General features: G+C 26.2%; 8 protein-coding genes. 6 read left to right on the plus strand and 2 right to left on the minus strand.

Translation table 11 applies throughout. The features are described from left to right. The first annotated feature begins 142 nt into the window (after positions 1 to 142). From AJ887_RS10315 to AJ887_RS00025, 4 genes are all read left to right on the plus strand, one after another. Positions 143 to 1,633 carry a lysozyme gene (locus AJ887_RS10315; RefSeq protein ID WP_070284628.1) on the plus strand — a complete coding sequence of 497 codons (1,491 nt, stop codon included), beginning with the start codon at positions 143 to 145 and terminating at the stop codon, positions 1,631 to 1,633. Positions 1,634 to 1,719: 86 nt separating this feature from the next. Next, on the plus strand, positions 1,720 to 2,079 hold the full coding sequence (locus AJ887_RS00015; protein ID WP_002779560.1) for a hypothetical protein: 360 nt from the start codon (positions 1,720 to 1,722) through the stop codon (positions 2,077 to 2,079). 268 nt (positions 2,080 to 2,347) lie between these two features. Further along, a complete protein-coding gene (locus AJ887_RS00020; RefSeq protein WP_070284623.1) occupies positions 2,348 to 6,262 on the plus strand; it encodes a hypothetical protein in 3,915 nt (1,304 codons plus the stop codon). Between the two features lie 18 nt (positions 6,263 to 6,280). Further along, positions 6,281 to 7,567, plus strand: coding sequence for a hypothetical protein (locus AJ887_RS00025; RefSeq protein WP_070284624.1), 1,287 nt, complete (start codon positions 6,281 to 6,283; stop codon positions 7,565 to 7,567). A 3-nt stretch (positions 7,568 to 7,570) separates the two neighbouring features. Here AJ887_RS00025 and AJ887_RS00030 read toward each other — a convergent pair whose 3' ends face one another. Together AJ887_RS00030 and tssM are read right to left on the minus strand one after the other, a co-directional pair. Next, positions 7,571 to 8,470: an FHA domain-containing protein gene (locus AJ887_RS00030; RefSeq protein WP_002882780.1), complete on the minus strand. Its 900-nt coding sequence runs from the start codon at positions 8,468 to 8,470 to the stop codon at positions 7,571 to 7,573. After that, positions 8,467 to 11,994, minus strand: coding sequence for a type VI secretion system membrane subunit TssM (tssM, locus tag AJ887_RS00035; RefSeq protein WP_070284626.1), 3,528 nt, complete (start codon positions 11,992 to 11,994; stop codon positions 8,467 to 8,469). Before tssM ends, AJ887_RS00030 begins: the two co-directional genes overlap by 4 nt. 133 nt (positions 11,995 to 12,127) lie before the next feature. Here tssM and AJ887_RS00040 point away from each other — a divergent pair, with 133 nt between their 5' ends. Next, entirely contained in the window at positions 12,128 to 12,643 is a 516-nt protein-coding gene (locus tag AJ887_RS00040) for an Hcp family type VI secretion system effector (protein WP_044779685.1), read from the plus strand. Positions 12,644 to 12,899: 256 nt separating this feature from the next. Further along, positions 12,900 to 13,130 carry a hypothetical protein gene (locus AJ887_RS00045; RefSeq protein ID WP_002881838.1) on the plus strand — a complete coding sequence of 77 codons (231 nt, stop codon included), beginning with the start codon at positions 12,900 to 12,902 and terminating at the stop codon, positions 13,128 to 13,130. Positions 13,131 to 13,150 lie beyond the last annotated feature (20 nt).

The raw sequence follows: 13,150 nt of genomic DNA on the forward strand, positions 1-13,150 counted from the left end.
TCCTAATAATCCTTTTTACTTTGGAGAATTAGATCAAGATAATACTATAAAACAAGATACACCCAGTTATTATTTTTCTCCTAAAGATGAAAGCAGTGGTTTAGGAAGACTTAGTATCTTTTATAAAAATGATGAACTTTGCTTGCTTAATTATTCTATTATAGAAAATTCTTTAAATATTAAATTAGAATGTTTAAGCAAACAAAGCTTAGAGTATAAAGACTTAATTTCAAACACTTTAAAAGAACAAAAAACCACACAAGTAGATAAAAAACAAGCTATAGCTAAACTTCATGCTCTTTTAGAAAATCAAAACCTAGAATGTATCCATGGAGGTAAAGTCATACTTAAATCAAACAAAGGAAAAACTTTTAAAGATGATGGTGTGCCTATAATGCTAGAAAGTGATTTATTAAACTCTAGTATAGTAGCTTGTCCTAATACTATAGCAGGTGTAAGTGTTCCTTGTACTAAAGTTGTTAATGTAAAAGGATCCTTATCTCAAAAGAAAGTCAATAATGAATATGTAATCTTACAAGAACTCATCTCAGCTTGTAAAACAGATAAAGGCTTTGCTTTAAAAGTAAGCTTTACTCCTACTAAGTTTAAATTTGATCACAGCTTTGATCCTAAAGAGGGCTTAGGAGAACAAAGTAAAAATCAAATAGAGTTAAAAGAACCTATAATAAGACTTCATTATAAAAGTGATAGATTTCAAAAAGATAATTTACCTATCTATAATCTTTTAATCAATAATGAAAAAAAAGAACAAGATAAGGCTTTAAATGAATTTAATATAGATTTAAAAGATTTAAAAGATATAGAGGATATAAATATTCTTAATCAATTCAAACAAGACTTTAGTAAAGATTATGAATTTAAAGAATTAAATCTTAGCTTTGATACTAATTTAATCAAACTTTATTTTATTATCCCAAAAAACATTGCTAAAGTTTATAAAAGTGCTTATAAGGAATTTGAAAATAAAGATTTAGGAGTAGGGTATTTTACACAGCTACATGAGTATGATAAAATCATCAAAAATGCTTTAGAAGATAATAAAGAATTAAACGAATATCATTTTAGTTTTTTAGCTCCTGCAAAAATGCAAAATTTAAAACTTCAAATCGCACAAGGACTAGATGAAATCTTAGAAGATGAAGATAGAAAACAAGAGCTTTATGTTTGTAAATTTGTGGTGGTAAATGGGGTTAGTGAAAACAATACTCAAGAAAAAATCACTCATCTAAGCAATGATGGTCAAAATCTTTTAAAAAATATAGAGAAGCTAAGACTCAAACCTTATAATGATCAAAATGGAAAAGAAATTACTTCATATGTTAAAGGTGCAACTATTGGATATGGACATCTTATAGGGCAAAATGAATGGGATTTGTATAAAAATGGTATTACTTTACAAGAAGCGGATAAATTGTTTAAAAGCGATTTGTTACCCTTTGAAAATGCTGTAAAAAATTCAATAAACTCTTCCTTAGCACAGAATGAATTTGATGCCTTGGTTATATTATGTTTTAATATAGGGATTGATAATTTTAAAAATTCTTCTGTTGTTAAAATCATCAATGGAGAGAAAACAGGCTACAAAACATTAAAGGAAGCTTGGATGGCGTAGAACAAAAGTCAAAATAAAGTAATGCAAGGACTAATTAATAGGAGAAATGCTGAATATAAGCTTTACATTCAAGGAGGTTATGAAAAATGGTAATTTTTAAAAATATATTATTGTTTTTATTTTTTAGTACTTATTTATTAGCGCAAGAGGATTTTACTCCACTAGAGCAATGTACCTATGAAAATGAAAAGTTTTGGATAAAAATTTTAAATCTATGTCCAGAGGGTAATATAACTTGTGATAAAGTTGTATATGTGGGTGTCAATAAAAATAATGGAAAATATATTGTCCTAAACGGTAAGTCTATTAGTGATGTAAATATGAATTTTAAAGGATATGTTTTTAAAAATGGTATTTATGAATACAATATTTTTAATAATTTTTTATATATTTCTAAAAACAAGCAGATTATACAAGAATATCGTCTGAAATTATGTGAAAAATAGACGCAACAAAGGCAACAAGCAACAACAAATACCTAGAATATGTAAAAAGTTAAAAAGATGCAATAAGAATTACAAGAAGTTTTTAAAGTTATAAAAATCCTAATTAATGAAATCTTAGCTCCTAAATTTTACAACAAATACAAAGATTTAGAAGTTGAGATTGATGATAAGGGCAATGTGCTTAGGTGGATAGGAGAGATTAATAGAGAGACAAAAAATATTAGCAAATAAAAAATGATATAATAATGCTTTATATAAGGAATCTTTTATGTTTATAAGTTCTAAAACAGAGTTAATTCAAACTATTAAAAATTTAACAATCAACAATAAAGAAGTTAAACAGATTGATTTTGTTTATCCTAATTTTTCTATTTTACACGCTATATTAAAAAATATTGATTTTCATCAAAGAAAAATGCTATCTAAAAATCAAATATTGACTATGGAAATACTAGAAATTTTAAAACAAACTTGTGATAATCACAATAATATAGAAATAAATATCCATACCCTTAATGAGCTTGATGCTGGACAAAATGTAAATTTAAAAGATTTATCAAGCAGTGAAATTTGCACTAAAGTTTATTTAGAAGACTTAGAAGAAGAAATTCAAGACAAGAAACAAGGTAAAGATTTTAATCTTTTTTATCATACAGATAAAAATAATCTTTGTATCGAATTTATCAATACTTTAAAAGAACTAGCTAAAGATTCTGAAGATATAACAACCTTAGACGAGTTAATCGAAAACATTGATCCTGATGATATAAGCAGTGATAAATTTGATGATTTTAAGAAAAAAGTTTTAGAAAAGATTGGAAATGTCATAGAATCGGATTTTTTCAAAAATAGCATAAGTCCCACTTTAAAAAATACTTATGAAAAATTTATCAATGAGTTGTTAGAACACATTAAAAAACTTGCCGAAGAAAAAGAATATGAAAAAATTAAAATCATACTAAGTGCTATAGCGGGTGTTGCAATAGCCACAGTGGTAGCTGTTCTTACAGGTGGGACAGGATTAGCTATTTTGGCTGCTGGTTTATTTTCTTTAATGGGTTCTGCAAGCGAGTATTATGAATTTGCTCAAAGAGATTATGGCACACTTTTAACGCCTTTAGCCGCATTTTTAGCCACTAGATGTGCTATGTTTATTCATTATATTAATTCTCGCTTGTTATCTTGTGTTTTAATTATTAATAAAAAAGAAATTATTGATTTAAGTGGTTTTGGATTATATCTTGGAAGTGATGAAAGCAATATCGCTTCGAATTTGGCTTATAAAATCACTTTAAGCGAAGAAATAAAAAGCATTGAAAATATTTTTAGTGAAATCTTTTTAAACCCAGAACAAAAAGACAAGGGATATAAAAATACACCCAATGATTCAAAATCGAGCAATTTACTCGCTTTCATTTCAACGCAAAAATTATCTAATTTGTATTTAAAAAACAATGCTATTTTAAAGAATTTGCAAGAAGATATTAAACAATTTATTTATTTTTCCTATATAGAAAGTCCAAATTTTAACTCAAGTAAACTAGCTGAATTTTTCGCACAAAAAAATCAAAATGCACAAATAGATTTAAATACAACTAAAATGAGTAAAAATTATTTGATTATTTCAAATATCCCCAATAAATACAATGCAGGACTTAGTGAAAGTTTAACTCAAGAAATCGCCAACTATAATATACAAGATAAATACAGAAGAATTAAAAAAAATATTGATACTTCAAAAAAAACTTATGACAGCACAAGAGATTATAGCGAATATAGCATAGAAATGCCACAAGATGAAAATGAACCTTATATTTTACAATTAAGCCCTTTTGTGAAAATATCCAAAGAAGCTTATGAGAATAGTAAAAAAGCTTATGAAGATATGCAAAAGGTTTATAAATATTTAACAAATTTTGTTGCTACACCGCAGAAGCTACCAGAATTCGCAAAAACAGCTAAAGAAAAATTAGCAATATCAGAAAATGAGCCAATGATAGAAATAGTAAAAAAGACGGAAAATTTACGACATTGCGAACGAATAAACATTTTAGCTTATATTGACTACAATAAAAAAATAAATGATAAAAAATGGCTTCCTTATTTTTATATCAAAAAATTCTTTAAACAAAACGAAGCCAAAGAATCCATCATAGAAAAAGAAAAGAAGATAGCTCATCAATATTTAACTTTTTTGAAAAAAGAGTTTTTTGAAAAATCGGATAAATCTTCATTTGGGAACTATTCTTTAATGGAATGTTTATTTATTTCATTTGTCTTGTATCAAGCTAAGCTTATTTTTCCAAATATCGATTTGGATTTGAAAAAATATGGAGGCAGTAATTTTGTATATATAAAATACTTAGAGGAAACTTATGTTTTATGGACAGATGAATGTCCAATATATGTAAATAATGAGCCAACAAATATTACAGCATATGAAGTTGTATCGCAATTATTAAAAATACTTGACAAAAAAGATTATTCTTTTGTGGAAAATGATAATTCGATAACTATAGATGATTTTTTTAATGAATTATCAAAAGATTTAGATACAACAAATACATTAGATAAAAAAATAATCAAATTAAAGCAAATGTATCATTTAGATGAACAAAAATACATTAAAGAATTTATGAATTTAGACGAAGAAACGCAACGAGCTTTTGTTGCATGGATGGATATAGAGAAACAAATATCAGATTTATCAAAGCTTTTGGAACAGATGTATGGAAAAGAATATTTAAATAAGGCAAAAGAACAAAAAACAACTGAAATATTTACTTATGCGATGTTAAAAATTTTATTAAGTGCTAGTCCTTTTATCAGCTTTACAGCTCAAATGTTGTGGGATTTTAATTTTTTAAAAACAATAGAATATGTTATTCAAGCTTGTATTAAAATAAACAAAGAAGGATTTAAAGAATTTTTTAAAGAACAGCTTGGTATTTTTGCACCTCCAAAAAAGAATAGTATATATCATATACACATAAAATCTAATTTAATAATAAAAGCACGCTTGCAACAAATAGAAAAAGAATTAATTCATACTAAAATCCAAATGATTTTAGCACAAGAGATAAAATCCAATTTAATAATACAAAAAAATACATCCGGTTTAAATCTATTTATCACAAAGATAAAAGAATACTTTAATGAAAAACAAATTAAGATTTATTGGAGTGATAAATATATGAAACAATTATTTATATACTCTAATCAAGAAAGCAATATATCTAAAATTGCTCTTATGCATAGCATAGATATACAAACTCAAAAATATACTATTTATACTTATGCTAAGCTAAATAAACTTGACCTTGCTTCTATTGTGACTGGAGAATTTGTGGGTATTTTTTTAAATTATCTCTTTCCAACAAATTTTAAAGCCCTACAAGAACAATATGAAAGCATTGTTTATCAGCTTTACACCTTTAAAGATGATTCTCCTTTAGCGGTTATAAGAGATCATTTTGTAACTTATCCTTTTGCAATCAATTCGAAATTCATTAGCTTTGATTTAAAGAAAATTTTTTATGGCATAGATCTTTTCACAGGAGTTTTTGACACTCATTTTTCCTTTCATTATGAAATAGATCAAAAGCTTGAAGAAAATAAAGAATTTCTTTTAAAAAGACTTTTATCTTATTTGATTATTGATGAGAAAAGATCCGCTTTAAGGATAACAAAAGATGAAAATGAAACTATACAAGAAAGAGATGATTATACTTTTTTTAATCAAAGTTTAAATAGTATAGAACTCATTAAATCTGAAATTTATATCCTAAAAAATACTGCATTAGAAAAGTATTATAAAGAAGTTAATGATGAAATCAATTTAACAGCCATTCATGCTTACAATGAAGCTTTACAAATTTTACAAGATTTTGCTAATGGAATTTACAATACAAGTAAAGATAAAACAGGAAGATATATAGAAGATAAAAATAAGGCTAGAAGATTATTAGAAAAACTCAATATCATAGGACAAAACAATCTTAAAGCTATGTATATGGGGATAAATGGAAATAAAGAAAGCTTGAAAAACAAAGACAATGAAGAAGGAAACGAGGAGGATATAGAAAGTGCAACTAAAAACAAACAATCCCAAAAATTACCGCCTAATTTCATAGGCAGATTAGCTACTACTATAATCATAGAAGATGGTTTATATATGGGATAAATTAAGAAAGGATAAATAATGAGCGATACTTATAAGATTTATACACCCAATGGATTAGCATTAGATGTGGAAAAAGATACCAATAAAATACTCTTTAAAGAAAATGTTAAGCCCACAGGCAACTATACCGAAGAATATTCCAAAGCTTTGTTTGAAGCACACAACATTAAACGAAACTCCCCCTACAAAGACTATAAACCCCAATACCTAGATCCTAACTTTTATACAGGACAAAAATCCACTCTAGTTGAATTTAAAGATTGGCAAAGTATATATTTAAAAGATCCTATCAAAGGAAGCATAGCTCCTTGGACTAAAGCAGAAAAAGCTTATTATAAATCTTTAAAAACTAAAAGAGAAAGATATAAATATCTAATTATAAGAAGTGGTATAAGAAGCACTGTTATAGATATACCCTATGATGCTTATGCTAATGTAGATGAAAAAGGATATTTAATCAATGAAGAATACGCCTATATTTATGATGAAGTTAACAATAATAAAGAAACCTTAAAATCTTCTCTTTTTAGACAAGAATGGGGTATAGCAGCAGGAATACTAGGAAAACCTGAATATTTTGTGCGTTCTAAAAATCATGGCTTTAATGCCAGAATGATACAATGTTTTATTTTATATATTCAACTCACAGGTGGAGGATATGAAGAATTAGGTATAAAAAGAGGAATTTATAATTATGCTGATAATCTTTTAGAAATAGGTATAGGTATGGTAGGGATACATAAAAATCCTTTAAGGGCTAAATTAGTAAAAGATTTAGCTAAAACTATACAGCCTGATGAATTTGGCATGCTTCCTTTTATAGATGAGATTATGGGAGTAGATTGGGTGATTGATTTAAATCGATATAAATTTGCTCTTGATGAAGAAGGCAGGATCATTTGGGCTTTATATGATGATATTGAAAAAGGTAAATTAAAAGATCCAAGAGATGTGGATTCTACTTCTGAAAGCAGGAAAGAATTTGATCATTATATGGATGGATATAAAAATGGAATGGCAACTAGATTTGATGTAGATACTCCAAATGAGTGGAGTGAACAACAAGCTGCTTTAGATAGAGATACCCTAGTATTAAGCGCCAAATTAGCAGCCCTTACTCCTCCTCAAGGCTATCCTAATGCTCCAAGATACTATAGCCCTGAAAGACTAGAAATTATTTATAAAAGACATAAGCTTGATAGACTCCTTGATCCAAGAATTCCTGCTATTTATAGATATAATTTTCCGCAAGAACTTCGAGCTAAGATAAGAGCTTATGCTAAAGAGCATAATATCAAAGAGTGAAAATCACTCAAAATCTTTAATATACTTTTCCAATGCTTTGATGGTAAGATTTTCAAAAAGAATCTTATCTTCTTTGATATTGTTTTGTATGGCAGCTTCAATATATTTAATAAACATATTTTCTTCCATTTCTTCAAATATTGGAGTATATAATTCTTTTGCGATTAGGCTAAGGGCTAAAATATTGATCAATCTTGTGGATTTGATTAAGGGTATATTATTAATAATACTTTCAAAATCTTTGATACTAATAGAAGAATAATCTTTATTTAATTTAGAGCTTTGTTGTTTTGTTTTAATATCTTTTAAATTTTTTACCAAACTTTTTAAAACATTTTCATATTCTAATGAATTTGGATTTTTTTGAATTATTTCTTTTAAAAAGCTATCATCTGCCTTTTCTTCTTCGATAAATTTATAATCATTATTTTCTAAAATCTCTTTTAACTCTTTGTTTTTGTCAAAATTTATACTTGTTTTTCCTCTAGGTTTAATTTCAATTTCATCAAAATGATTGCGTTTTTCAATATCTTCTAAGTATTTTTTATTTTCTTTAATGCTTGCTTCAATGCTTTTTGCATCCACAAATCTAAATTCTAAATTACCGATTTTAAAAATATCGCCTATGCTGATTATTATTTCATAGCCACTTGGCATTCTAGAAAAGGACTTATTATAATAAATGTCAGAATCTTCAAAAGCCGCAATTGTAAAAGATCCTTCTTCATAAGATACTATGGCATGGGTATTTTTGATTTGTTCTAGTTTATCTTGAATACGAAAAGTGCAATCATCACCGCTTCCTATAGTTCCACCCTTTGTGTTAAATACAAATGTTTTAGAACCACTAATACATTCGTCATAATTCTCAATAGCAATTCCTATCTCTTCTTTTTCTATCATTGTTTATTTACCCCTGTAATATTTTCTACTATTTTAAGATTGTTTAAAATATAAACTATATTATTTAATTCACTAGCACCGTTAATAATTTCAAAGTCAAAATATAAGTTTTTATTATTGTTAAATATAATGCTGTATATAGAATTACTTTTATTATCTTTTATAAACTTATACCATGCCCATTCTCCTTTATATGATTTTGTATAATTTAAATTAGGATTAGAGTAGTTATAGGCTGTAAAATTTAAACTTGTTCCATTATTGAATTTTTCTGCTACAATTTGTAGGGTTTGATTAAGAGTATGATCGTATTGGATATTTTTATTATCATAGCCAAGCTTTATAAAGGAAAAATCCGCACTTAAATCAAGGCTTTGAATAGTAAAATTAACTTTTATATTATCATTACCATTTAGTATGAGACTAGAGAGATTGCCTGCATTGGTGATAAAATCTAAAAATTCTTTAGAGAAATTTAATTTTGAAGCAAATTGAGAATTGACAGAATAGTTATTTTTTCTTTTTACCAAAACATTGTTCAAGTATTTTTTATAAAAACTATTTAATGTCCCATTTCTTCCAAAAAATGTTTTAAAACTATCCATACTAAGATCTGCTACACTCTCATCATTAAAAGGATAATATGGTGCAATATCATTAACAAATGGATTATACACTTCATTAATCCAAGCGGTATTAAATAAAGAAATACCATGATTTTCTATAAAATTCCACGAATAATTAGAAAGCTGACTATAATATCTCTCTAAATCATTAGGTAATTTTTTTATGTTCATTTGAAATACAGCAAAAGGATCATTGGCATCTTTATTGCCTCCAAGAGCATATGAAATTTTTTCTTCAGCGCTTTGGTTATTATTAGAACTAAAATCTATAATTTTATTGGACATATTTGTAATACTTGTATTAAGAATATCTAATATTTTTTCATCATCAGTGCCTTTGCCCACTTCTATATTACCAACACTCAAAAGTGTATTTTTGTTTACTAGCTTATGATATTGTGTGAAAGCATTGCTTACCCCAATAAAATTTGATCTAATTTCCCCAGCATTTAATCCTAAATTGTAGGCTTGAGTTAGTAAAACTGCATCATTTAAATTTGTATTAGAACTAACAATTTTTAACAAAGAATATAAAGGGTTTTCTTTTTTTGATAAGATATTAAGCTCATTAAGCATTGCCTCTTTGGTATTATACCTAACAGGTTGCAATGAAGCGAGTAGATTTTGCCAAGCATTTTGGTATTCACTTAAGTATAATTTTAAAATACCCATAGTCAAAGTGTTTTTATTTTCTTTAAAATTGTTATCTAGCATCCAAGATTCAATATTGATTGCGGTGTCAACTTGTTGATTTAAATCATTTAAAAAGTCCATCATACCAACTTTTGTATATATTTTATCTATAGAAGTTATTTGAGAATTATTTGAAAATACACTATTTGCAGCAAAACCTAAATCCTCTTTTATAAGATATTTTTCTTTAGGTTTATCGCTATTTAAAAAATTAAGAAGAATGTAAATTCTTTGAGTTCTACTTATACTCTCAAGTTTTCTTTTTCCTGTATGTATACTGTTTTCATCTTCTGTAAAAGATTTAAGATTAAATTGTTTAAGCTCATCCACCCCTTCTAGAAAGTCATCTTTAGAGATTGAATACTTACTTAAAGTATTCCAATTCTCGTTAATCCAAATTTTTAGTATTTCTTTATTAAAATATTTTTGTTCAAACAAAGATCTATACATATATAATGTTTTGATTAAATTTTCTTTATTTGTATCGGTAAGTAAAGTATATTCCATTTCTTTTAATAAAGTATTTTTTAACACATCTTCATTCAGTTTATAATAAAGTTGTTTAGCTTCTTTAAATCCTTTGTATGAGAGATTTAGATTTAAATATTGAAATATATTATTATCTTGCCAAAGTTCAGGATAAGTATTTAAAATATTTCTCAATTCAATTAAGAAGTCAGCTTTTTGTTTAATATTTAAATTTTGATAATCTTGATCTTTAAGAAGCAATTGTAAAGATCTTAAGGTATTTTGGCTTTTTTCGAATTCTTTATTGTTTTTACTTATAAAATAAGAAGATATAGCATATGTTCCAAAGCTTATGATTAAAATTATAATTAAAAAAGATAATTTTTTAGAATAAGATTTCATAGCGCTTAAAGAATAATCTGTAAAAATTAAATCTTCGAGCAGTGATTTAACAAAATAGCTTTGTTTATTATGTATAATATTGGATTTTGATAATACTTTTTTGCAGTTATATTTCTCACATATGGCATCGAGTAAGAAATTTCTAGGAATATTTTCTTGATAGGCGCTAACAAAATAAACTCCTCTAAGATAAGAATTATTTTTAAGCTTATTTTCTTCTTGTACTTCCAAAATAAAAGTCTTTGCTAATGCAAATAAATTATCAAGTTGTTTTAAAAATAAGTAGCTTTTATTTTTATTTTCTATATTATAAATATGGGAGTTTTTACTCATTAAAGAGCATAATAATGAATCACTTAATTCTTTAAATTCATTATTTAAAAATTCTTCACTTAAGATTTTATCAAAAGATAATCCTAAAATTTTATCTGAAATTTTTTTATCGAAAATATCAAAATACTCTTTCATGCCTTCCATCAAGTCAAGTTTTGAAAAAACTATATAGATGGGCAACTTTAAATTCAAAGTTTTTTCACATTCATTTACTCTTTTTGTTAGATATCTAATAAGATTTTTGGAATACTCCTTAGGATTATTTAAGAAAATTATAGTGTCAACAACTAAAATAATTCCATTTAGTTTGCTATGAAAAAAATTTTTATTGAGAAAAGTAAGGAATTTTTTCCATATATTTTTTTTAATTAAAAAATCTCTATTTTTATCTATATCATCTTCGGGTATTTCGTCGCTACTTGCAGGTTTAAAAAATTCTTCTTGCGAGAAGTAGTTTCCTTCTGTATCTAACAAAGCACCTTTTTTTGATACATAAAGTGCAAAATTTCTAGTAGACTTATGGAATTTTTTATAAGACTCTAAACTATCGCTAAGTGGATATTCGATGTTAGAATAATTGATAAAAGTGCTTTTTCCAGCCCCTTCATTTCCTATGATGATAATTAAGGGTAAATTTTTTGTTTTTAAATCATTCTTCCATGTTTCTTTGGCATCTTTAAGAGATAAAAAGAAGTTTCTTTTAGATTTGTAAATAAACTCATCAGCTTCTTTTTTTAGGTCTTTAAATTTTAATCTTTTTTCACTTTTTAAAGAAGATATAAAATTTATAATAGGCTTTAATAAAAAAAATAAAAAAACAATAAGCCAAATTATCAAAATAATACTAAATCTTAAAAATGAACTACTAAAAATATATATGTCGTTAAAAGCTATTAAAGGACCCCAAAACCAAAATAAAACACTAAAAAGAAAAATACAACAAAGTAAAAAAGCAGTTATAAATAATCTTGATTTTATAAAATCAAATATTTTTTTAAACATCGTTATTCCTTATTTAAAGTAAAAACAAATAAATATTAATATCAATATACAAATATTTTACAAAAATTTATATAGATTAAGATTAAAATGATACAATTTTGAATGTTAAAAAAAATTAAAGGAGGTTCTTTTTATGGCTGAACCAGCGTTTATAAGAATTGAAGGTTCCACACAAGGTTTGATTTCAAGTGGTGCATCTACTGAAGCGAGTATTGGCAATAGATATAAATCAGGTCATGAAGATGAAATCATGGCGCAAGAGGTATCTCATATCGTAACTGTACCCGTTGATCAGCAAAGTGGGCAACCTTCTGGACAAAGAGTTCATAAGCCCTTTTCTTTTACTTGCTCATTGAATAAGTCCGTGCCTTTGTTATATAATGCACTTACCAAAGGAGAAAGACTTCCAACAGTCGAAGTTCATTGGTTTAGAACTGCAGCAAGTGGCGGATCTGAACATTTTTTTACTACAAAATTGGAAGATGCAATTATTACAAATATCGAATTAATAATGCCAAATGCACAAGAGTCAAGTAATCATGATAAAACCGAGCTTTTAAAAGTTTCAATGAGTTATAGAAAAGTAGTTTGGGAACATACTGCTGCTGGAACTAGCGGAAGTGATGATTGGAGAGAAGGTAAAGCTTAATTATAATTTATCTTAAATAATCCTGACTAAAATGCGTAATTATAGTTGGGATTGTATCTTAAAAATATATTTTGTTTTCTTGGTTTTAATTACAAAACTACTTTCTAAATTATAATACTATTTATTCATACATGAAATCATTTATCTTAATGAGCAATTTTTGTCTTCTATGTTTGGATGCTAGCGAGCTAATCTTTATCAAACCACAAAATTACATCTTAATTTTAATAAAATAGAGAATCTAAGGAGATAACCCATGACATATATATTACTTCTTATTATAATTTCTACTATTCTTTCTTATCTTATATTAAAATTTATTTATAAAATCATCTTTAAATCTACAAAAAGCGTTTCAAAGTTTTTAGTCTTTCTTGGAAGTATAGGCTTAATTATCTTTTATTATACTCCTTATTCTTATTATTTAGAGCCTAGTTATTGGCAATTTAGGAATATGTGTAAGTTAAATGAACTTCCTAAAGTATAATAAGATTCTAGGGTATTTTG

This window comes from Campylobacter sp. BCW_6466, from assembly GCF_001762835.1.
Classification (GTDB): domain Bacteria; phylum Campylobacterota; class Campylobacteria; order Campylobacterales; family Campylobacteraceae; genus Campylobacter_D; species Campylobacter_D jejuni.